Origin of the sequence: Sphingobacterium sp. JUb20 (genome assembly GCF_004342035.1) — a bacterium.
In the GTDB taxonomy this organism is placed as follows: Bacteria; Bacteroidota; Bacteroidia; order Sphingobacteriales; family Sphingobacteriaceae; genus Sphingobacterium; species Sphingobacterium anhuiense.
In genome coordinates this window covers 220,710-243,537 of record NZ_SLYV01000006.1, presented here as the reverse complement: position 1 = coordinate 243,537, position 22,828 = coordinate 220,710, and the positions used below count along the sequence as shown (strand labels likewise).

24 protein-coding genes and 1 pseudogene are annotated in these 22,828 nt (G+C 37.8%); 22 read left to right on the top strand and 3 right to left on the bottom strand.

Annotation, left to right across the window (positions count from 1 at the left end):
- The first annotated feature begins 36 nt into the window (after nucleotides 1–36).
- The 3 genes from EDF66_RS12175 to EDF66_RS12165 are packed head-to-tail and all read left to right on the top strand — an operon-like array spanning nucleotide 37 to nucleotide 2,949.
- On the top strand, nucleotides 37–1,278 hold the full coding sequence (locus EDF66_RS12175) for a glycine betaine/L-proline ABC transporter ATP-binding protein (protein ID WP_132770940.1): 1,242 nt from the start codon (nucleotides 37–39) through the stop codon (nucleotides 1,276–1,278).
- A 2-nt stretch (nucleotides 1,279–1,280) separates the two neighbouring features.
- Complete coding sequence (locus EDF66_RS12170; protein ID WP_132842919.1) at nucleotides 1,281–2,108, top strand: ABC transporter permease; 828 nt, start codon at nucleotides 1,281–1,283, stop codon at nucleotides 2,106–2,108.
- A 1-nt stretch (nucleotide 2,109) separates the two neighbouring features.
- Nucleotides 2,110–2,949 carry a glycine betaine ABC transporter substrate-binding protein gene (locus EDF66_RS12165; protein WP_132842918.1) on the top strand — a complete coding sequence of 280 codons (840 nt, stop codon included), beginning with the start codon at nucleotides 2,110–2,112 and terminating at the stop codon, nucleotides 2,947–2,949.
- 93 nt (nucleotides 2,950–3,042) lie between these two features.
- On the opposite strand, the gene EDF66_RS12160 is transcribed toward EDF66_RS12165, so the two are convergent.
- From EDF66_RS12160 to EDF66_RS12150, 3 genes are all read right to left on the bottom strand, one after another.
- Nucleotides 3,043–5,454 carry a TonB-dependent receptor gene (locus EDF66_RS12160; RefSeq protein ID WP_132842917.1) on the bottom strand — a complete coding sequence of 804 codons (2,412 nt, stop codon included), beginning with the start codon at nucleotides 5,452–5,454 and terminating at the stop codon, nucleotides 3,043–3,045.
- 450 nt (nucleotides 5,455–5,904) lie between these two features.
- Nucleotides 5,905–6,438, bottom strand: a complete 534-nt coding sequence (locus EDF66_RS12155; RefSeq protein WP_132842915.1) for a dihydrofolate reductase family protein — start codon at nucleotides 6,436–6,438, stop codon at nucleotides 5,905–5,907.
- Between the two features lie 180 nt (nucleotides 6,439–6,618).
- Nucleotides 6,619–7,332 (bottom strand): SDR family NAD(P)-dependent oxidoreductase, encoded by a 714-nt coding sequence (locus EDF66_RS12150; protein WP_132842914.1) that lies wholly within the window; start codon nucleotides 7,330–7,332, stop codon nucleotides 6,619–6,621.
- A gap of 425 nt (nucleotides 7,333–7,757) precedes the next feature.
- On the opposite strand from EDF66_RS12150, the gene EDF66_RS12145 reads away from it, so the two are divergent.
- The 19 genes and pseudogenes from EDF66_RS12145 (at nucleotide 7,758) to EDF66_RS12055 (ending at nucleotide 22,783) form a co-directional block, all read left to right on the top strand.
- On the top strand, nucleotides 7,758–8,180 hold the full coding sequence (locus EDF66_RS12145) for a lipocalin family protein (RefSeq protein ID WP_021192460.1): 423 nt from the start codon (nucleotides 7,758–7,760) through the stop codon (nucleotides 8,178–8,180).
- A gap of 286 nt (nucleotides 8,181–8,466) precedes the next feature.
- A complete protein-coding gene (locus tag EDF66_RS12140) occupies nucleotides 8,467–8,856 on the top strand; it encodes a hypothetical protein (RefSeq protein ID WP_132770934.1) in 390 nt (129 codons plus the stop codon).
- A 100-nt stretch (nucleotides 8,857–8,956) separates the two neighbouring features.
- The gene (locus tag EDF66_RS12135) at nucleotides 8,957–9,304 is read left to right on the top strand and encodes a hydrogenase maturation nickel metallochaperone HypA (RefSeq protein WP_132842912.1); all 348 of its coding nucleotides are present in this window, start codon (nucleotides 8,957–8,959) and stop codon (nucleotides 9,302–9,304) included.
- Between the two features lie 6 nt (nucleotides 9,305–9,310).
- Entirely contained in the window at nucleotides 9,311–10,039 is a 729-nt protein-coding gene (gene hypB, locus EDF66_RS12130) for a hydrogenase nickel incorporation protein HypB (RefSeq protein ID WP_132770932.1), read from the top strand.
- Nucleotides 10,040–10,044: 5 nt separating this feature from the next.
- Nucleotides 10,045–10,530 (top strand): urease accessory protein UreE, encoded by a 486-nt coding sequence (locus tag EDF66_RS12125; protein ID WP_132842911.1) that lies wholly within the window; start codon nucleotides 10,045–10,047, stop codon nucleotides 10,528–10,530.
- Nucleotides 10,520–11,515, top strand: coding sequence for an ABC transporter substrate-binding protein (locus EDF66_RS12120; protein ID WP_207898620.1), 996 nt, complete (start codon nucleotides 10,520–10,522; stop codon nucleotides 11,513–11,515). Before EDF66_RS12125 ends, EDF66_RS12120 begins: the two co-directional genes overlap by 11 nt.
- 2 nt (nucleotides 11,516–11,517) lie before the next feature.
- On the top strand, nucleotides 11,518–12,528 hold the full coding sequence (locus tag EDF66_RS12115; protein ID WP_132770929.1) for a FecCD family ABC transporter permease: 1,011 nt from the start codon (nucleotides 11,518–11,520) through the stop codon (nucleotides 12,526–12,528).
- Nucleotides 12,525–13,304, top strand: coding sequence for an ABC transporter ATP-binding protein (locus EDF66_RS12110; RefSeq protein WP_132842907.1), 780 nt, complete (start codon nucleotides 12,525–12,527; stop codon nucleotides 13,302–13,304). The genes EDF66_RS12115 and EDF66_RS12110 overlap by 4 nt, the downstream gene beginning before the upstream one ends.
- Nucleotides 13,304–13,867: a GNAT family N-acetyltransferase gene (locus tag EDF66_RS12105; protein ID WP_021192453.1), complete on the top strand. Its 564-nt coding sequence runs from the start codon at nucleotides 13,304–13,306 to the stop codon at nucleotides 13,865–13,867. The genes EDF66_RS12110 and EDF66_RS12105 overlap by 1 nt, the downstream gene beginning before the upstream one ends.
- Nucleotides 13,868–13,946: 79 nt before the next feature.
- The gene (locus EDF66_RS12100; protein ID WP_132842905.1) at nucleotides 13,947–16,385 is read left to right on the top strand and encodes a TonB-dependent receptor; all 2,439 of its coding nucleotides are present in this window, start codon (nucleotides 13,947–13,949) and stop codon (nucleotides 16,383–16,385) included.
- A gap of 124 nt (nucleotides 16,386–16,509) precedes the next feature.
- On the top strand, nucleotides 16,510–16,896 hold the full coding sequence (locus tag EDF66_RS12095) for a hypothetical protein (RefSeq protein WP_132842903.1): 387 nt from the start codon (nucleotides 16,510–16,512) through the stop codon (nucleotides 16,894–16,896).
- Nucleotides 16,897–17,073: 177 nt separating this feature from the next.
- Complete coding sequence (ureA, locus tag EDF66_RS12090; RefSeq protein ID WP_021192450.1) at nucleotides 17,074–17,376, top strand: urease subunit gamma; 303 nt, start codon at nucleotides 17,074–17,076, stop codon at nucleotides 17,374–17,376.
- Nucleotides 17,377–17,397: 21 nt separating this feature from the next.
- Nucleotides 17,398–17,703, top strand: a pseudogene (locus EDF66_RS12085) (urease subunit beta); the annotation flags it as partial.
- A gap of 65 nt (nucleotides 17,704–17,768) precedes the next feature.
- The gene (gene ureC / locus EDF66_RS12080) at nucleotides 17,769–19,490 is read left to right on the top strand and encodes an urease subunit alpha (protein WP_021192448.1); all 1,722 of its coding nucleotides are present in this window, start codon (nucleotides 17,769–17,771) and stop codon (nucleotides 19,488–19,490) included.
- Between the two features lie 61 nt (nucleotides 19,491–19,551).
- Nucleotides 19,552–20,142: a hypothetical protein gene (locus EDF66_RS12075; RefSeq protein ID WP_021192447.1), complete on the top strand. Its 591-nt coding sequence runs from the start codon at nucleotides 19,552–19,554 to the stop codon at nucleotides 20,140–20,142.
- A gap of 2 nt (nucleotides 20,143–20,144) precedes the next feature.
- Entirely contained in the window at nucleotides 20,145–20,642 is a 498-nt protein-coding gene (locus EDF66_RS12070; RefSeq protein WP_132770925.1) for an urease accessory protein UreE, read from the top strand.
- 5 nt (nucleotides 20,643–20,647) lie between these two features.
- Nucleotides 20,648–21,337: an urease accessory protein UreF gene (locus EDF66_RS12065; protein ID WP_132842901.1), complete on the top strand. Its 690-nt coding sequence runs from the start codon at nucleotides 20,648–20,650 to the stop codon at nucleotides 21,335–21,337.
- Between the two features lie 14 nt (nucleotides 21,338–21,351).
- Entirely contained in the window at nucleotides 21,352–21,990 is a 639-nt protein-coding gene (gene ureG / locus EDF66_RS12060; protein ID WP_045755017.1) for an urease accessory protein UreG, read from the top strand.
- Nucleotide 21,991: 1 nt separating this feature from the next.
- Complete coding sequence (locus EDF66_RS12055; protein ID WP_132770922.1) at nucleotides 21,992–22,783, top strand: urease accessory protein UreD; 792 nt, start codon at nucleotides 21,992–21,994, stop codon at nucleotides 22,781–22,783.
- The last annotated feature ends 45 nt before the right edge of the window (nucleotides 22,784–22,828 follow it).

Genomic DNA, 22,828 nt, shown 5'->3' with positions numbered 1-22,828 from the left:
TGCCATGACAATTCGTTTCATACCAAAAAATTAAAAATGGATAAAAACAGAAAAGTTAAAATAAAAGTCGAGGACTTAACGATTGTTTTCGGTAAACAAAAGAAATTGGCGCTTAAATTACTGAATGAAGGTTACCCAAAGAAAGAAATACTAGAAAAAACCGGCTGTACAATCGGTATCAATAAAGCTAATTTTGAAATTTACGAAGGAGAGTTTTTTGTCATTATGGGACTTTCTGGAAGTGGTAAATCTACTTTACTACGTTGCCTGAACCGATTGAATGAACCTACAATGGGTAAAGTCTTTATCAATAATGATGATATCACAAGTAAAAACAATAAAGAGCTTCTGGAAGTGCGTAGAACTGAAATGAGTATGGTGTTTCAGAAATTTGGATTATTACCACATCATACTGTTTTGACTAATGCCGCTTTTGGTTTAGAAATTAGAGGGGAGGACAAAGCATCTCGCGAGGCGAAAGCTCAAAAAGCGCTTGACATAGTTGGTCTTAATGGTTTTGAACAGCAGTTTCCAATTCAGCTGTCAGGGGGTATGCAGCAACGAGTAGGGTTGGCGCGTGCTTTGGCTAATGATCCGGAAGTCATGTTGATGGATGAGGCTTTTTCAGCATTAGATCCCTTGATCAAAACCGAGATGCAGGATCAGCTATTGGAGCTTCAGGATACCTTACAAAAAACGATTGTCTTCATTACTCATGATTTGGATGAAGCTATTAAGCTTGGCGATCGTATCGTGATTATGAAAGATGGAATTATTGAGCAAATTGGTACAGCCGAAGATATTCTAACGAATCCAGCGAGTGATTATGTTAAAGCTTTTGTGGACAAGGTGGATAGAAAATCGATTATCACAGCAGGATCATTGATGACCGAGAAACCGACATTGGTTAGGTTCAAAAAAGATGGTCCTGAAGGGGCGCTTCGGAAAATGAGAACAACGGGACTTGAAATACTCCCTGTAGTGGATATTCATGATACCTTCTTGGGGTTTGTCAATATCAATGAAGTTATTCAAGCTGCTAAGCGGAAAGATCCTACTGTAGAATCTATTATTCATATGAATGTTCCTTCGGTATCTAAGGATGTTACTGTTGAAGAAATGTTACCGTTGATTTCGGAAACACGATCGCCAATTGCTGTGGTCAATGATCAAAATAGATTGTTAGGTATTGTGACGCAAACTTCACTTATTATCGAAGCAACAAAGTTTAACGAAGAGGAAATTAACGAATTAAAAGAAAAAGCAAATAATCAGTAACAATGAGTAAAATAATAGATATAGGTCAATACATTGAAGTTGCAATTAATTGGCTTACAGAAAATTTTAAGCCTTTATTTGATTTTATAAAACATACGGGTAATTCATCCATTATTGGATTAGAGTGGATATTTTTAGCAGTCCCTTTTTTTGTGGTGATCGGACTTTTTACAGGTCTGGCATGGTGGAAGTCAGGTAAAGGCGTTGCGCTAATAACTTTGTTAGGCCTGTCCCTTATTTACATGATGGGTTTTTGGCAGGAGACGATGGAGACTTTAGCATTGGTTTTAGTTGCAACGGCGACAGCTTTGATACTTTCTGTTCCCTTGGGTATTTGGGCGGCGAAAAATAAACTAGCTGCGAAGATTATTCGCCCTATGTTAGACTTGATGCAGACGATGCCTGCTTTTGTTTATCTGATACCGGCAGTGTTGTTTTTTAGTATCGGTAAGGTTCCTGGCGCATTTGCGACTATTATTTTTGCGATGCCGCCAGCTGTCCGTTTGACGACTCTGGGTATCGATGCAGTTCCAAAAGATATTGTAGAGGCTGCACGTGCCTTTGGAGCGACTAATCGACAGATTCTGTTTAAGGTTGAGCTACCGCTAGCTATGAAAACTATTCTGGCGGGTATAAATCAGACCATATTATTGTCACTTTCTATGGTCGTGATTGCCGGAATGATTGCTGCGGGTGGTTTAGGAGAGAAAGTACTTGAAGGAATTAATAACCTAGATATAGGACTTGGATTTGAAAGTGGCTTATCTGTTGTGATCTTAGCTATTATCTTGGATAGAATAACGCAGGGTTTTGTACAGAATAAAAAATAATATGAAGAACATTAAAATAGCTTTAATCTGTTGCGTTATCATATTTCTTAGCGCTTGTCAACCAGATGGTAATAAAAAATATATCAATGTAGGTATGGTCGATGGTTGGGCCGAAGGGGTCGCTATGACCTATGTTGCTAAAGCAGTTTTGGAGGAGTTGGATTATCATCTGGTCATCCAACGTGCTACACCAGATATGATCTTAGCTTCTATGAATAATGGTGATACAGACCTCTATATGGATGTTTGGCTTCCTTTAACTCATGGTTCTAAAATTGCAAAATTTCCTAATCTTGTTGATATTGGTACGAGTTATGCGCACGCCAAAAATGGTTTAGTTGTACCCGATTATGTTCCAATTAATTCTATTGAAGAGCTAAAAGTGCACGAAGATCAATTTAAGCATCAAATTATGGGGATTGAAAAAGGAGCTGGTATAACAGCTGCTGTAGATCAAGCGATAAAAGATTATGATTTAAATTATCGTCAGGTAAATTCATCTACAGTGGCGATGATTACTGAATTGCAAAATGCGATTAAGGAAAAACGCTGGATCGTTGTCGCAGCTTGGCAACCACACTGGATGTTTGGTAAGATGAAATTAAAATTTCTGGAAGATCCTCGAGAATCTTTAGGAACTGCAGAGCAGATCAAGATTTTTACTCGAAAGGAATTTCCTGCTGACCAACCCGAATTGACCCGCTTCTTTTCTCAGATTCATTTTGATGTAGCCACCATGTCTAACTTGCTGATGAAAATGCAGGAAAGTAAGGATAAAGAAGCTACAGCGAAACAATGGGTAGCAGATAATAGATCTTTAGTGGCTTCATGGTTGAAATAATTGGTTTTGTTTAATTTTCTGGATGCAGTTACAGCATCTGTTGTGACCAATTAAAAAAGGAAGAATCTATTTATAGATTCTTCCTTTTTTAATTTAAAAGTGGTAAGCAATACTACCTAAGATATTTCTCGGCATTTGCGAATTAACTGTTGTCCAACCTTTAAAGTAAGTCTGGTTAGTCAGATTATTTGCCTTAACAGCAAACTCCATATGTTTGTAACTGTAAGAAAGACTACCATTAAGTAAAGTATACGAAGGAAGTACAAAAGTTCCTGTCGGGATACTATTTGTAATGATATTTTCACTAGCATGATTGATTCCAAGACCAATACCTACACCTTTTAACGTTCCTTGTTGCAAAGTGTAATTTGCCCAGATATTGGCTAGGTGTTTTGGTCCAGCTTCGGTTGGGCGAAGGTTGTTCACATTAGCGGCCGCTTTTGTTGTTTTACTATCGTTGAAGCTATAGCTTAAGATCATATTTAATCCTTGAATAGGGGCTGCTGTTAAGTCGAAATCGAGACCACGGCTTAGGCGTGTACCATCCTGTACACTGATATTGTAGCTTTTACCATCAATTTCTATTGTTTCAGGACGGATCATATTGTCTACACTGATATCGTAGTAGCTGGCAGTAAGACCAATTTTATCTTCAAGTAGATTGAATTTTACTCCTGCTTCCCACTGTGATGCTTGTTGCGGTTTGAAATCGCCGGATACACTGGGGTGAGGCTGTACTACTGGTGAAACATTTTTAAAGCCATTCTGATAGTTAGCAAAGAATGAAACTTGATCTTTTATGGCTTCATACACGAGACCTACGCGCGGTGAGAAGGCTGTTTGGTTGAATTTTCCAGTAGTGGTATCTTTATCAATGTTGTACGTTCCTTTATTATTAAAGTAATCCATGCGCAGGGCAAGGTTTAAATGTAATTGTGAAGTTACATCTAAGACATTGGAAACATATGCTCCAAATACCTGTGTACGGCTACGGTTGTTGGTCTGTGCACCGTTGGAAGCAGCAATTGCCGCATCGATGAAAGCTGCGTTAAATTTATAGTAATCTGGATCATCGTATGACGTATTGATTTGATCTGTCTGTACATAAGGAGAGTTGTGCGTTTCCGATTTTTGGGAAAGGAGATCCAGTCCTATAAGTAGTCTATTGCGCATACCACCGATGTGGAAATCTCCAATAAAATTCTGTTGTGCATTGATGCTATTGGCTACATAATTTTGCAGTGCTGCATATCGGTTGATCAATGTGTCATTTGCATTTTGCAAGTACATGATATATTGGAAGTAACCATCAGATTTACGTCTATTATAACTAACAGTTGTATTGGATGTCCATTGCTCGTTGATGCGGTAATTTACATTTCCACGTAAGTTGGTACTTGGGTTTTTAAAAGTAACATCATTGTTGGTATACGACTTGTTAAAGTCAAATTGCAATTCATCGGGCGTTCTTGCAAACAATTGACGGGAACGATTGAGAAATACCATCATTGGATTGGTCGCTTTGCTCTGATAAATTTCAGCATCCAATTGAATGTCTAATTTGTCATTCGGTCTGTATAGTAATGAAGGAGCAACAAAAATTGATTTGTTAAATCCTGCATCCTGAAATGTTCCTGTATGTGAATATGCTGTGTTGATACGGCCTAAAAGTTTTTTATTAGCTGTTAGCGGTCCGTAGACATCAGCTGTTACACGGTGCTGTGCATAACTGCCAAAGATATAATTGATCCGTCCACCTATGGTATCAAGCGGTTTTTTAGTGACATTATTTATCAATCCACCAAAACCAACAGCAGCGCCACCATATAAGGAGCCAGAAGGTCCTTTGATAACCTCGATGGTTTCTAAGTTGGCCGGATCTGGACTTGTGCTAGCAATACTCACGACGCCATTGACCATCGCGGCTTGTGTGGTGAATCCTCGTAATGTGTAATAAGAGACTCCATCTCCAGGACGTCCAGTGGATGACCATAATTTGTCTATACCAGAAACGTTTGCCAATGCGTCATCATAATTTGTATTTACCTGGCTTTTAAGTAACTCTTTGGTAACGACAGCATAAGATTGAGAGTTTTCCATATTACGAAGTGGCATTTTGGAAACGTATAAACTTTGTTTTCGAGTATACTTATTCTTGCTTGCTCCGTTTATTACAATTTCGTCTAAAGTGGACTGGTCTTCGGTGAGATAGATATTGGAAATGATATTTCTTTTTTCTTCTAGCTGGATGTCGCGGATTTGAGATTGGATTCCTATAGCTGAGATGTGGATTTGTGCAGGACCTGGTTTCAAGGATTTGAGGAGATAAGAACCATTGGCTTTCGTTGAAACACTGATGTCCTGAGGAAGCAGTTTGACCGTGATACCTTCTACAGGCTTTCCATCGGCGGAGAATATTTTCCCATATATTTCCGTTTTTTGTTGTGCTTGAGCTTGGAGAGAGCATGGAAGCAACAACATAAGGTAGATGATAAATTTATTCATAGTGTTTATTTATTTTATTTAGATTAATTATAAACAGTGCAAATATATTATTCATGTTACACTTTTCAAAACTATATTTTCAATCCATTAAAAAGAAGTTTGGTGTTGATTTTGAACAGTATCTGTGTCGCTTCGGGGATAAATGCTCTTATACTAGTAATAGATTATTTTACTATTCTTGAACAATTTCCGATAAACTAATTATTCTATTTTTGTGGTTTATCTCCTTGGAAAAGGGGTTAATATTTCAGAAAATAAAAAATAGGATGTTATTGACTAACCTAAAAAAGATATTGGGTTGTACTGCAATTTAGAATTATATTTGATGGCGCTTTAACTAAAAAATAGAATTTACCAATGGTCCATCGCTATCGTGCTACTTTAATTTGGGGACAGAGATCAGACTCTATTTTTTAGTTAAATACGGCATGAGAAGAATTGAAATGTCAATCAGTTATCAATTCGCTTGTAATGAAGTTGTGTCAGTCCAGTTTCAAACTGTTTTGTTGAAATAAGTGTTAATTTTTGCTCCGGTCTTCCATCTTTAAAAAGTCTTACTCCGTCACCTACTAGTATTGGTATAATTGAAATCACAAATTCGTCAATTAAATTTTCTTTTAAAAGTTCATTAACAATTTCTGCACCACCATCAATGAAAATATTTTTGCCGGTTTCACTTTTCAATTTTAAAATAAGGTCTTTTAAATCTTCGGTGTAGAACGTGATATTACCTGCATCTGGTCTAGCAGTTCTGGTTATAATATATGTCTTTTTATCAGCATGATGAAATTCTGGAACATGGGCAATGATCCAGTCATATGTTTTTCTGCCAAGAACTACTGTATCTACTGATTTTATAAATGAAGCATAACCATAGTCTTCTCCTTCTTTTTCTACTATTGATAAAAAATCAAGGTTATCATTTGGTTTGGCAATATAACCATCCAAGCTTGTTGCAATATATAAGATTACTTTTCTATCCATATTTATTTTTAGTGATTATTTTTTGTTAGATTATATTCTCCTTTATAAAAGAAACAGATGGTAACTCAAGTTGTAGATGATCCTGTATCAGTTTTTATCGGTCACCGGGGATAGCTAGGTGACTTTTAGCTTCGACAGTACCGAGCTGTAAAAGAATATTTATTATTAATTGTGCCTAATTTAATCAAAAAAGACCGTTTTGATTGGATTTTTCTTAACAAAGTTTAACGTTGTAGCATCGGGAAATATACGTTCTTCTTCATTTTCAATGCCATTGCAAATCTCATAAGCTATTTCTTCAGGTTCTGACTTATGTGATTTCGTTTCTTCTTTTGTCATTTGCGTATTGACATACCCCATGTAAGCACCGATAACTTTGATTCCTAAAGCTTCAAGTTCTTCACGGATTGTTTCTGTCAAAATATGAGCTGCAGTTTTGGAGGCACAATAGGTACCTAATCTTTTTATAACAGCTAAACTTCCTATTGAAAGAATATTGACGATGCAAGTGTCTTTATTTTTTTGAAGATGTGGGATAAAGTTGTTAATCATTTCGATTACACCTATATAGTTCACTTTCATCTCAAATAAAGCAGTTTTTGCAGCTTCTTCTTTTAGAAAAGGAATTTTAAGTTCTATCCCGGCATTATTAATCAGTATTTCTGTATCGTTGCAATTTAGGGCTGCCGCTTGTATACTGTCCGTACTTGTTACGTCAAGTTCTAAAAGTTCAACTCTGTTGTCATAATTCTGAAACTGATTTTTTAAATTTTGTAATTTTAAGCCTGTTGCATATACTTTCTTAACGTTTCTACTGATGAGTTCTTGTACTAGCGCTGTTCCGAGACCTCCATCGGCTCCTGTTACTAAAACTGTTTTATCTTTTAAAATCATTGTTCTACTCTATTGGTTCTATTATTCTGAATGCTTAAAATGAGCTTAAATTACCTAATTTTCTTTCATATCAACAAGCTTTTTTTATTGATATTATTATCTGTAGAGAAAGATTCTGATCATCGTGCACTATGGGATAGGACTGTAGATGGATACTGGAAATACTTTAGGTTAATAATTTTCTGAAAGCGAACGAATAGTTATAAGTTAATTGATAGCATGATCATAAAATTATCATTAGGTGGCTTATAAGCCACAATTTCCAGGGTTTAATTTGTGCAGGAACATGCTTTATTTAATTTTGTGACTTTATCGCTTTACATGATACCTTTGTACAAGATAAACTTTATTGTTTCTTGATGACGGAAATTTGTATTATTGGATCTTCAGTTAGTTTTTTGTTAAATTTTAAATATAAATTATAGATGAAAAAAATAGTAGCCATTATTTTCCTTTTTGTTACTGTGTTTGTTGTGTCCTGTTCAAAGGAAGATAACAATATGGGAGAGTCTAATAGTGTAACTGGGCGCTGGGTTCTCCAAGAGATGATCGAATTAAATACGATGAAGGAAGTTCCTTATACAGATGGTATTGAATATACATTTAAAGCAGACGAAACGTTTACAGGTATTAGTGTCGATATTGATTTTGATGGTAGTGATGTTGTTACTAAAAAGATTGCGATTTCTGGTACATATGTGCTTTCTGATAATGGTCAGAAAATAACAATAAGACAGAATGGAGGGCAGACATTGGTATTTGATATTTATGATCTTACCTCAAAAAAGATGATACTGAGGGGTAAATTTCAAAACTTTCAGGTTGAGTCTACGTTTAGTAAAAAATAATTATTCGAATTTTCTTCATCCAACGCATCCTCCCTTACTATAAGGAGGGTGTGTTGGATTTTATTATTAAATATTGATCTAGTTACTTCCGTTGTCTTTACGAATAGCTGTAACTATGGGTTGTTAATAACTACATAAAATAGCTAGGGATCTGTAATTGCATAATGGAGAAATAAGAAATTACCCTATTTCGTGAAATAAAATTCAAGATTTGTGCTATTTTACTAGTGCTTTTTTACAGTAAATTTGTTGGGTTAAAAACAATAAGTTTTTAAATTCGCTATTTATGATGTTGAGACTAGTTATTTTTGTACTGTCAATCTGGTTTTTTCCTTTTCAATCATTAGGATCAACCTCACTTGCTACAGTACGGAATCGTGCTAATTCATCTACATTTCAAAGAAGATTTGATCCTGCTGATCAGCTTGTCGAAAACGGCGATTCCCATTTGTCGGATAAAAGAAATTCACTTTTTCAACAGATGTATTTTTGGGATATCGATTTAGATCTTGATAAAGATTTCAAATTGGACACATTATTCGCAATTTACGATCTAACGGTTCATTTGTTATATCCTAATCAAACAGCATATCTGGATTCCTATACATCCTATGCTGATCTACCGGTTCAATCTCGTAAATTTCTCCTTTTCGAGCAGATAAAGATACCTCTTTAATCTCCCTTCCACTCACTTACTTTGTAAGTGGTAGAGTCAGGTATATCCTGTCTGCTACTCACATGAAACAATTCTATATTATCTAAGATTAAACACTATTATGCACGAGCTTAGTATTGTAAAAGATATCTTCGATACTCTGGAGGGCCATTATGGTGCCAAGGTTGAAGATATTCAAAAGATTCAAGTAACTGCGGGTCTGCTTTCAAATGTGCAGCCTGTCTTAATTCAAAATGCCTTTGATGCTTTTATTTTAGATAATAATGGCTATATGGATATGGAACTTGAGGTTGTCGTCAACGAGATCATGGCTTACTGTGAACATTGTCAAAAAAAATTTCCGGTGCTTTATCATCGTTTTGTATGCACCTGTGGTCAACCTTCGTCCACAATCGTTCAGGGAAATGAATTATATATATCAAAAGTAATTTTTAAACAAGAAAAATAAGAAACTATGTCAACTAACACATCTAGTCCAAAAAGTGCTGGAAACCGCGTCGGTTCTGTACAGTGTGATAACACCACATTACATTTATTAAAAGCCAATGATTATGTTGCAAATGCTATCCGTGAACGTTTAAAAGACGTTTGTGTGATCAATGTTTGTTCATCTCCTGGTTCAGGTAAAACAACTTTAATGCAAGAAACAGGTAAGCTACTTGCAAATGATCTTAATATTTCTGTATTAGTGGGTGATCCTGAAACGGAGCGCGACGCGATTAGAATGCGTGATGTAGGTATCAACGCGTTGCAGATTGTAACTGGTGGTATGTGTCATATAGAAGCGCAGATGATTTTGCAAGCACTTGATCATATTGATATTACAGGTACAGATCTTTTATTTATTGAGAATGTGGGAAATTTACTATGTCCTTCTGCTTTTGATTTAGGTGAAGATTATCGTGTTACATTATTAGCAACCACTGAGGGTGATGATAAACCTAAAAAGTATCCGCGAATGTTCTTAACGAGTGAGCTGATGTTAGTTTCAAAATCTGATTTATTGCCGTATGTGCCATTTTCAGTAGATGCTGTAACTAAAGATGCCCGTGAAGTAAATCCGAATATTGAAGTGATTACTATCAGTACATTGAAGAATGAGGGTATTGATGAGTGGTGCACCTGGTTGAAAGAAAAGGTTAAGCAAAAAAAAGAATCAAGACTTCAAGCTGAAGTAAAATAGGAGCTATGCAAGCAGAGTTGGTATATATTGATGCTGTGCTGCCGCAGGGAGCGTTTGCTCAGGATACTGTATCGCTACTTCAGCTGGAATGGTTTGAAGTGAATAAAAAAAGATTGACAAGAGCTACTACTACTACTGGGCAAACTTTATTGATGGAGCTGGAAAAAGGTCGTGAATGGTGCTCTGGAGACGGTCTGTTCCATGAAGGAAAATTGATTGCTACTATTGCGATTAAACCGACATTGACCATTTGTTTTAATCCCGTTAATACAGTGCAGGCGGCTGACTTTTCTTATTATTTGGGGAATAGGCATTTACCATTGTTTATGGAGGCCGATCGCGCGATGTATCGTGTTCCTTATGATGGTCGTTTATATGAGCAGCTGCTTGCAAAATTTCAATCTCAGGTACAGTTGGAAGATGGGATATTACTGTCAGAAAAACTAGTAAAGCGGTTGATGAAAAAATCAAGAAATGAAAATGAGTTATAAATTATTTTGCTTAGTAGCTTTTTTATCTATAGCCACTTTTAGTGGGTGTAATCATGTTGCTAAGAATGATCTATCGAAATCTATTAGCGCAACCGATAGCCGTGGAAAAGTGATCAAGTTGAACGATGTTGCCAAACGGGTTGTCGTTTTATTTCCTTCGTTGCTTGATGAGGTGTATATGCTTCAAGCCGGTGATCAGGTTGTTGGTATTCCACAACAGGTATATCAAATGGAAGATACTTATGCTTTTTTATCGAAACTTGATTCGAGGATTGCTGCCAAAACATTGCCAACACCAACTTATGGTGGACAGTCCAGTAATGTCGAGAGTATTATTGCGTTACAACCTGATTTGGTGATTACCTTCAATACCGATCAAGATAATATAGAACAATTAGAAGGTCTTGATATCCCTGTTTTTACCTGTTCCTCGGCAGATGACAAAAGTATAATGGCGGAATTGCTGGGGATGGGAACGCTTGTTGGAAAACAAGAAAGAGCACAGGAAATTGTTGATTATGTTGATGGGGAGCTCGATCGTATGCAAGTTCCATCGATTGAAAATGCGAAGTCTGTTTATTATGCTTGGTCAAAAGGCCGTGTCATGTCTACTTCTGGAAAAGGAAGTCTTATTGATATGGCGATTCGTCTTTCTGGAGCTGAAAATGCATGTCCTCTACCTATGGAAGCTCCAAATATCAGTGCAGAAACGATGTATAAGTGGAATCCCGATTTAATAATCTTGTGGAACTCTAAATTGTCGGATGTTTATGATCTGAAAGAGTTAGCAGATCTTCCTGCTGTGAAAAATAAACAGGTTTTTGTCATGTCACCATCATTCCCTTTTGATCCACATACCGTTAAGTTTTTATTGTTTGCTAAACAAGTTCGTCATTGGAGCTTTCCAAGCTATTCGGAAGAGCAATTGAAAAAAGAAATGCAGGGAGCTTTTGAAGTCATGTACGGTAAAAAGGGTTTACTATAATCATGAAAAATATAAAAATCATCGTCCTGTTGATCTTATTTCCACTGTCGCTTTTTGTGTTGTCGCTTACTATTGGTTCTACACAACATGTCGGTCTGGTCGAATTGTTTCAGCGGATGTGTTTGCAATTAGGGTTGATACAAGATCAACATCTGCTTTCGGATGCAAGTTTAAATACCATTTTATGGCAGGTGAGATTGCCACGGGTGTTATTGACTTTTATGGTCGGTGCAGCTTTGGCTTCGTCAGGAGGAGTTCTACAAGCTATTTTCCGTAATCCAATTGTAGATCCGTTTACATTAGGTATCTCTTCGGGATCTGCTTTTGGAGCAGCACTCGCAATGTTGTTTCCGATTATGTCTGTTAATCTCTCTGCTTTTATTTTTGGAGTTTGTGCAGTGGGGCTGACTTATTTGGTTTCTTACTCTGGAGCAAGGACTTCTATTGTAGGGATGGTATTGGCTGGGATGGTGATTTCTGGGGTTTTTACTGCTCTTTTAACTTTATTGCAGTATTTAAGTGATCCTTATAAACTTCAAGCTATTGTTCAATGGACAATGGGCAACTTACATACTGCTTCTTGGTCTAAGGTATATAGCGCTATGGGACCAATTTCAGTTGGTTTATTTGTGATCGTGCTCTATCGATGGAAGCTGAATCTATTGTCTCTCGGTGATCAGGAAGCTTTAGCCATCGGTGTCAATCCCAGAATCATTAAATTGATTCTAATTGGAGTTGCGACGATGATTACAGCATCTGCAGTAGCTGCGGTAGGGGTGATCAGTCTGTTTGGATTGATTATTCCACATATTAGCCGAATGATATTTGGACCTAATAATAATATTTCGGTGTGGGCTAATATCAGCATCGGCGGTAGTTTCCTACTTTTAATCGATGATTTTTCTCGTGCTGTCATGCCTTTCGAAATTCCGATCGGTGTGTTTACTATGATTGTGGGAGCGCCCTTATTTATTTACTTGATGCGTCGAAACGCGATGAATTGGAACTCATGATAGCTACTATTTCAACAAAGCAATTATCTTTCTCTTATGGAAATGATATCGTATTGCGTGATGTGAACGTCTCTTTTCCAAAGGGAAAATTGTCGATCATCCTAGGGCGCAATGGCAGTGGGAAATCAACGTTGTTTAATGTGATCGCAGGCTTAGAAAAACGCTACGATGGTCAAGTGACTATCGGCGATGTAGAACGTAGAAAGATTAAGATCGGTAGTAGTAATCAGTTGCGCTTGGGTTTTCTCAATCAATTTCATCAGATGACTTTTCCCTATAAAGTGTTTGATGTGGTTTTGACTGGAAGGGCTTCTTTTTCACGATTCTCACCAAGTAAAGAAGATCATGAAGCTGTACATGCGATTTTAAAAAAGTTTGATCTTGAACATCTTCGTGATAAGCCTTATACCGAATTGTCTGGAGGAGAAAGGCAGTTGATCTTATTATGCCGTGTACTGGTGCAGCAACCTGATGTCCTCATGTTGGATGAACCTACTAATCACTTGGATCTAAACTATCAAATGGCTGTTTTGCGAACAGCGAAAGAGCTGGTTAAGGAGGGGACGACAGTTTTATGTGTTATGCACGATCCTAATCTGGCTTATATGTTTGGTGACCAATTTTACCTAATGCGTGATCAAAGTGTTCTTGATATTAATGGTCTGGAGAGCGAAGAAGTGAAAAATTTGTTGGAAGAAACTTATGAATTGTCTTTGTTGAGTATAGAGAAGCAAGGAAAATGGATGTTTATTCCGATGATTAATGAAAATCAATAATGAAAAATATTTCGATATATCATGTTGGATCAGAAGATGTGGTAGAAGTTCTGCCTTATGTTCTGGATTTCAGAAGAAAACTATTTCCGATGTTGGATCCGAATCAGGTGCCTAAAGATTTAAAGGCGTTTGAACAGGTTTATTTACAGAACCGCGCTGGTACTTTTCTACAGGCAAGAACCGCGGATGGCATATTAATCGGGGTGATCGGTATGCTTAATTATGATTACCGGTTCCCTCACTTGGATATTGATGCTAAGAAGACCGTTGAAGTAGCCCGCTTATTTGTGGATCCCAAATATCGTAGGACTGGACTGGGAACAGAGCTGTTTCAAAGTTTACTCGTGGTTGCGCAGGAAAAACAGATTGAAAGACTTTATTTACATACCCATCCATTTTTGGAGGGTGCATATGAATTTTGGTTGCAGCAGGGGTTTCAATTGATAGAATACCGTGATGAATCTGGATTTCTCACTATACACATGGAACTGATGGTTAATGAATCGGAAAGTGCTGTGATATTGGAGAACATTTTGGAGCAGGAAAAACACTCCACAATTTGAGCTTGCAAGCTCTGTAAAATAAAGACTATGCATTTATGCATAACAGATAATTGAACAAACAATAGATAATTGTATTCCAATGAAATATAATATAAAGACCTTGGCTTTTGCAATAGCCTTAGGTACTGTTTTCCCAGTGGCTGTACATGCGCAGAATAGTACAGCAATTTTTGGAAAAACTTATGATGAGGCTGGAGATATCGTCTCTGGCGTAACATTGACAATAAACAGTTCAAAGCAGGTGACAACTTCCAACGAGTCAGGGGAATTTACTTTTTCTGAAGCGATTAATTTTCCAATTGTCATCCATGCTTCTGCAATTGGTTATATCGATCAAAAAATAACACTTTCGGCGAGTAACTGGAATGTAAAAAAAGGATTATCTCTTGTCTTGATTAAAGATAATAAAACTTTGGATGAGGTATTGATCACAGGGAGACGTAACAAATCTTATCTCACCAATGATCTGGAATTGGGGGGTAAGTTTTCTGGGAAATTAAAGAATCTACCGCAATCTGTTTCTGTTTTAAGCCGGGAGTTTATCGAAGATAAGCAAGCTTTTACAACAGGTGCATTGTTTCAAGATCTGGCAGGGGTGACGGAAGCTTCTTCTTATGATGATGTGGTTATCCGTGGTTTTAAAAGTGGATATGAAACGGGGGTGCGTTTGGTCAATGGTTTACGTTCGGGTTATGGTTATGGTAATAGTTACTACAATACACCATTGACATTGAACTTGGAAAGTCTTGAAGTCTTGAAAGGTCCAGGAGCTTCTTTGTTTGGTGATGTGGTACCAGGTGGTACGGTTAATATGACCACAAAGAAACCGTTGGACAGTTTTAAGGGGAATATCGGTTTTGCATCTGGAAGTTTTCAGACGATGCGTACAACACTGGATCTGGGAGGGCCTTTGGATAGCGCTAAGCGTGTTTTGTACCGTTTCAATGCGGGGTATGAGGATACTAAAACTTTCCGTGATGTCAATCGTCAAAAAAGAATTCTTGTTGCACCATCTTTTACTTTTAAACCTGCAGCTGGTACGCAGGTGGACGTTGATGTGGTTTATAACCAATTTAATGGTTATCTCGATCGGGGGATGGGAATTAAAGCAAATGATTTTTATGCTTTACCTCGATCATTTACGTTAAGTCAACCTTCCGATTTTTATAATTCGAAGACATTTTCACTGAGCGGTAGGTTGTCCCAACAGCTTACGGAGAATTTAAGCTTTCACTTGAGCTATATGAAATCTGTGTATGAAGAAGATGTCAATGAACATCGGACGTTGAATACATTTGCTGATGCTCCCAAAAATACGATCATGAATATGCGTTTTTTTGATCGTCATGGTAAAGATTATACAGATAATGTCGTTGGTTATTTTAAATGGGACCATTATGGTGCTGTTATAGATCATCACATTGTAGCAGGAGTTGATTTTGCGGAGTATAGAGGTGATCAGGAAAATCAGTTGCGGGAAGCTAGACAAAAGACGGTGAACGGACAGGTTGTACCTCTGACATTTGATTTGAACAATCCAACTTATACGACACATGATCTAACTTCTTACGTCTGGCGAGAGCATGTAGCTTATCCATTTTTAAGTCCTTATAAAACTACAGGAAAATACATACAAGATCAGATGTCGATTGCTGATAAACTTAAAGTTATCGTAGGATTACGTCACGAACATTATGCTTCCGAGACTATCGACGGGCAGAAGCGTTATCAAGCTACACAAAATGCCTGGCTACCTAGAGCGGGATTAACGTACGAATTGAATAAGCAGATCAACTATTTTGCGAGCTATTCTCAGGGTTTCGTCCCGGTAGGTGCAAGTTTTATTCAAAATTACCAAGATTATGGTGCAGATAAACCTTTTATTCCGGAACGCAGTTTTCAATTAGAAACAGGTTTTAAAACTGGTTTTTTTAAAGATCAGTTGCAGATGGATCTTTCCTTATTCCGTATAGAACGTCAAAATATGATGATCGCAACTGGTGTGATATTAGATTCAGGATTTTCTGAATATCGTCAATCTGGAAAAGCAATTTCTGAGGGTGTTGAATTGGATCTCCGTGGGCAGTTGACCAAAGAATTTCAGATTATGGCAAACTATACTTATAATCATACTGATGTGAAAGCATCATCGATCGCTTCTGAGGTTGGGCAATCATTACCGGGAGCTCCTAAAAATATGGCAAGTGCTTGGTTAAAATATGTGTTTTCACAACATGCTTTGAAAGGTCTTGGTTTTGGTGCAGGGGTTTATTACGTGGATAGCCGTCGTATGGATAATAGTATTGGTAAAGATAGTGATGGTCAAGCTATGTGGGGTTACTGGCCTTCTTATACTACCGTGAATGCCGCGGTATATTACCATATCGGTGCATTGAAGATGGCTGTTAATGTCAATAATGTGTTTGATAAGTACTACTTTTTGGGTGGCTTTGATTATACACGTGCATTTCCTGGAGCACCGCGCAACGTGATGGTTTCATTAGGTTATGCTTTTTAATGAAAAAAAACAGCTAAATCTTAGTTTAAGATATAATATAGACTATTTTATTCAAGATTTGTGCTATTTAAAACTTGTTTTAGTTGGTACTTTTGTCTTGGAAATTTAGATGAAAATGAAAGTAATGTTTCGGAATATATTGACACTTTTTGTAATGCTGTTTGCTTTGGTTACGGCCAAAGGGAATACGTATTTACATCAGGAGGCTAGTGTTTCGAAACAGGTAAAGTTTTTATCAACAGATTATTCATCATTTGAGTTACCTGAAATCAGTTCCAATGTCCATCATTTGACGCTGTTTTCAGGTATGCTCGATGCATGGGAGTGTAACGATCCGCAAGAACTCAATGAGCCGGATCAATTGCTTTATTTTACTATTATTCCGGTTTGGCTATCGGCAATGGGGGTAATGTATGATAGGAAGCAGGATTTTAGTTTCCCAACTGAACACATAGGAGTAATCCTCAATCCGCGATACATATTATTCAAGTGTATCAAAATTCCAATTTAGTTTTAATATAATTTCTTTATTCTGCCAAGAGTTATGCAAGCCGGTAAGGTTGTGCCATAAACTTTCGGGCGTTATCTGCATGTTTTTTTGTTTGTTATAAACATCAAAAGATTTCGTTGTGGATCAAATAATAGTAATATAATTCTTACATATAAGTTAATATAAAATAGTAATTAGATGCATTTATTACCTAGAGAGACTGAGAAGCTGTTGCTTCATGTAGCTGGTGAACTCGCAAAAAAGCGTATGGCCAGAGGTGTCAAATTAAATTATCCGGAGTCTATTGCGTATATCAGCAGTGAGCTTATGGAGGGTGCACGAGATGGTCGGACTGTTGCAGAACTGATGCAATATGGGGCGACTTTGTTGACCCGTGAAGATGTGATGCAGGGTGTGCCTGAGATGATTCACGATATACAGATCGAGGCAACTTTTCCTGATGGTACCAAATTGGTAACGGTACATAATCCTATTCGTTAATTTAATAAGAACATTGAAAATATGATTCCTGGAGAATATTTCATTCAAGATGGCGATATCATCTGTAATGAAGGTAGAGAAGTAACAACATTGACAGTTGTCAATACGGGAGATAGACCGATTCAGGTGGGCTCCCATTATCATTTTTTTGAGGTCAATAAAATGATGGAATTTGATCGTGCATTAGCCTTTGGGAAACGATTGAATATTATCGCGAGTACTGCTGTTCGTTTTGAACCTGGGGAATCCAAGATTGTAGAATTGGTTCCATATGCTGGAGCGAGAAGAGTATATGGTCACAACGATCTGGTGAATGGCGATACTGAAACAGAGGTAGGAAAAATGAACGCTTTGAAAAAAGCAGATGCAAATGGCTTTAAAAATAAAAAATCATGAGCTTAAAGGTTAGTAGATTAAATTACGCGGCGATATTTGGACCTACAGGGGGAGATAAAGTTCGCTTAGGAGATACAGAAATCATCATAGAAGTTGAAAAAGATTATGCTTACTATGGTGATGAGGCAAAGTTTGGAGGCGGTAAAACTATTCGTGATGGTATGTGTCAATCTTCGGTGCATACGCGTGATGAAGGTACATTGGATTTAGTGATCACAGATGCGATTATCATTGATCACTGGGGTATTGTAAAAGGTGATATCGGGATCAAAGACGGAAAAATTGTTGGTGTAGGTCGCGCGGGTAATCCGGATACGATGGATAATATCACACCAAATATGATTATTGGTGCTTCGACCGAAGTTCATGGTGGTGCTGGATTTATTGTTACTCCAGGAGGTATTGATACGCATATTCACTACATCAGTCCTACACAGACGGAAACTGCTTTATACAGTGGTATTACGACTATGATCGGTGGTGGTACTGGTCCTGCTGATGGTACGAATGCGACAACGGTAACACCAGGGAAATGGAATATCCGCAAAATGATGCAGGCTGTTGAAGCTTTACCTATGAATTTTGGTTTTTTCGGTAAAGGTAATGTGGGGACAGAACAACCGATCGTGGAGCAGATCGAGGCTGGTGTACTGGGGGTGAAAATTCATGAGGATTGGGGCGCTACTCCTGCGACTATCGACCGTGCACTTTCTGTGGCTGATCAATATGATGTACAAGTCGCAATTCATACGGATACGTTGAATGAAGCTGGATTTTTAGAAGATACTATGGCAGCGATCAATGGTCGCGTCATTCATACCTTCCATACTGAAGGTGCTGGTGGTGGTCATGCCCCAGATATCATTAAATCGGCGATGTACCCGAACGTATTGCCTGCGTCTACAAACCCGACTCGTCCGTTTACTAAAAATACGATTGATGAACATCTGGATATGTTGATGGTCTGTCACCATTTAAGTAAAGATATTCCTGAAGATGTTGCTTTTGCGGATTCCCGTATTCGTCCTGAAACGATTGCTGCGGAAGATATTCTACAAGATCGAGGTGTTTTCAGTATCATGAGTTCGGATTCTCAAGCAATGGGCCGTGTAGGTGAGGTTATTACCAGAACATGGCAAACTGCTGATAAGATGAAGAAACAGACTGGTGCGCTTCCTGAAGATGAAGGTACTGGAAATGATAACTTTAGAGCTAGACGTTATGTTGCTAAATATACGATCAATCCTGCGATAGCACACGGTATCTCTAAATACGTGGGTTCTATAGAACAGGGTAAAATAGCGGATATGGTGATCTGGCGTCCTGCTTTGTTTGGTGCTAAGCCTGAAATGATTATTAAGGGCGGAATGATTATCGCTTCGAAAATGGGAGATGCCAATGCATCTATTCCTACGCCTCAACCGATCATCTTGCGTACGATGTATGGTGGTTATGGTAAAGCATTGACAGAGACTTGTTTCAACTTTGTTTCTAAAATTTCGATTGAAAAGGGAATCAAAGAGGAGTACGGATTGAGTAAAACATTACTACCTGTGGAAAACTGCCGTAATATCTCCAAAAAAGATATGATTCACAATGATGCTACTCCAGAAATCATCGTTAATCCAGAAAACTATGAAGTGAGTGTCGATGGTGAGGTGATCAAATGTGAACCGATTGATAAGGTTGCTTTGGGACAATTGTATTTCTTGTTTTAATATGATCGCTAATTTTTATGGTGTGACACTAGGTCACACCATAAATTGTGAATAAATAATAATGAAAAATTTGAAACTATTTTTAGCAAGCTGTTTAGCAATAGCATGCTTTTCGATACAATCTGCCTACGCACAAAAAGGTGGTGTTATGCTTTATGGTTCATTTAATTACCATGAAACTGAAGCAGGTCATCAGCTAAGTGCGGCACCATTGGGGGTCGGTTATTTTTTTAATGATAATATGAATGTGGGGCTGAACTATGGTTTCAATACTTCGAAAAATAAGGCATTGGATTTTACTGATCATTTTCATGAGGTCGGGCCATTTTACAGCAATACTTGGCCTTTAGGTAAACATTTTAATTTAATTGGTCAGGTTGAGGCTCATTATATATGGGGAAATGAGCATGTTGTCAATGCCGCTAATGTGATGGCTGATGGTAGCTATAACGGTTACTTACTGAGAGCCTATCCTCTGGTTGGTATTAGCTTAGGTAAAGGTTGGGCACTTAAAGCAAAAGTTGCAGAGCTTTCTTATAAGAAAAAACACAGTAAAGATGCTTCTATCGCAAATGATCATGAAATTATCACTGGAATCAATGGTTCTACGGTTGGTCTAGGGATATCAAAAAATTTATTTATTAAGGGATAATAATGATTATTACAGAAATCACAAGGAATATCAAAAATGAGGTGGTCAGTAAGCGTTGTGATCTGCTCATTATTGAGTGGTACGAATCTACGAAACGTATTCAACGTTTGCGTACGGAGGAGGGCATGGATATCGCCTTTAAATTATTGGGGAATACTTCTCAATTGCATAATGGGGATATTCTATATGAGGATGCTGACAAAATTGTTGTAATTGCTATTCGTAGTTGTGATGTAATCTGTATAGAATCGTTGAATTTTTTGGAGATTGCTTTTATTAGTTGTGAAATAGGAAATAAGCATTTGCCTCTATTTATTGAGGGGAATGAATTGCTTATCCCTTTTGAGCGAACGATGCAAAGCTGGCTGAATAAGCAGGGGATTCCCTACACGCTTGCTTCTCGTCAGTTATTAAGTCAGTTGAATGCTAATGTCGATGCAAATTATCATCGTGAGCTCAAATTTTCGACAAAGGGTATCCCTTTATTTATTAAAGCATAAAATATATGGAAAATAAATTTCTAGGCAAGCTTCTTCATTTGTCAGATCCGACGTTACCAATCGGTGGGTTTACCCATTCGAATGGATTAGAGACCTATGTGCAGAAGGAGATCGTACATAATAAAGCTACTGCAGAGTCGTATGTGAGACACAATTTGTGGTACAACTTGAAGTTTAATGATGCAGCTTTGATGCGTCTTGCTTATGATGCTACTCGAAATGATGATTTGGATTTGTTGCGGTCTTTGGATGAGGAGTGTACGGCATTGAAGAGTCCGAAGGAAATCCGTGAAGCGAGTAAGAAATTGGGTGTACGCTTGTATAAGATTTTTTCGCGATATCAGGAGCAACCGATATTGATTTGCTGGGGTGAGTTGATTAAACAGAAGAAAGTGGATAGTCATTATTGTTTGGTGTATGGTATGTTGGCTGCTTTATTAGACATCCCGATTCGGGAAGCTTTGCATGGTTACTATTACAATGCTGCTATCACGATGGTGACTAATGCTGTAAAATTAGTTCCTCTCGGACAGTTGGATGGGCAGGATATCTTGTTTTATCTGCATGATGACCTGATGACTTTGTGTGATGAGACTTTGGAGGTGGATCGTGATCTGATCGGTTTATGTAATGTTGGATTTGATATCCGGTGTATGCAACATGAACGATTGTACACACGGGTTTACATTTCTTAATTAAATACGAACAAATGGAAAATAGAAAATATGTTAAGATAGGTGTGGGTGGTCCGGTTGGATCTGGAAAAACTGCACTGTTGGAATGTTTATGTAAACGTTTGAAACATGAATTGAATCTAGCGGTTATTACCAATGATATTTATACGAAGGAGGATGCTGAATACATGGCTAAAAACAGTACGTTGTCTCCTGATCGTATTATTGGAGTAGAAACAGGTGGTTGCCCGCATACGGCTATCCGTGAGGATGCGAGCATGAATCTAGAGGCTGTGGAAGAACTTGCTGAACGCTTTCCAGATCTTGAATTGATCTTGATTGAGAGTGGCGGTGATAATTTGACTTCAACTTATAGTCCTGATCTTGCGGATATCACCATTTTTGTGATCGATGTGGGTGAGGGTGAAAAGATGCCCCGTAAAGGTGGACCGGCGATTACCCGATCAGATTTATTGTTGATCAATAAGATGGATTTGGCTCCTTATGTTGGTGCTAGTCTGGAGGTGATGGAGCATGATGCTCGGAAAATGCGAAAAGGGGCACCGTTTTTATTTTCGAATTTGAAGACAGGAACGGGATTGGATGAAATCATTGGATGGATCAAAAAATATGCATTACTGCATGATGTAGCTGAACCTAATTTATTGCGTTAATATGATCTGTTCTTTAAATATCAACGTTGCCCATCGTGAAGGCAAGTCTTATCTCAAGGATGCTTATGTCACACAGCCTTTTCGTATCGTTCCAGTAGGACAATACAGGAGGGATAAAGGGGCATACTTGATGATTATGAGCTCATCACCGGGGTTATTGGATGGTGATGATCATCGTATCCAAATTACGATAGATCCTGGTGCTAAATTGCAATTGCAGACTCAAGCGTATCAGCGTCTTTTTCATATGAAAGGTAAATCGGTACAAAAAACGGAAGTTACGCTCGGCGAAGGTGCGGTGTTTTCTTTTGTTCCGCACCCTATTGTTCCTCAAAATTCTTCTCATTTTCTCAGCCATAATATTATCCACATGCAAAAAAACTGTCACCTCATCTTGAGTGATATTGTGACTTGTGGACGGAAACTGTCGGGAGAGATTTTTGAGTATAATCATTTTCAGAATCTGACTCAATGTTATGTGGATGGCCGACTGATATTGAAAGATAATGTACTGTTGCAACCTGATAAATTGCCGATACAGGATATCGGGATATTGGAAGGTTTTACCCATCAGGGAACGTTCATTTATCTCAATTCTGCTGGGAAAGCTGTTGGGGGCTGGATTGAAAAATTCCATCAACAGTATGAACATGTCACGGATATCGAATTTGGAATCAGTGCGCTTCAGTATGATGGGTTTATGATCCGAATATTGGGTTATGGTGCCGAGCAGTTGTTTACTATTTTTCAGGAGATCCAGCAGGAACTGTGGGATGCTGAACTCCTTATTTAATCATTTTAATGAGACTATATTTTAGTCTTATCTTATCAATTTATC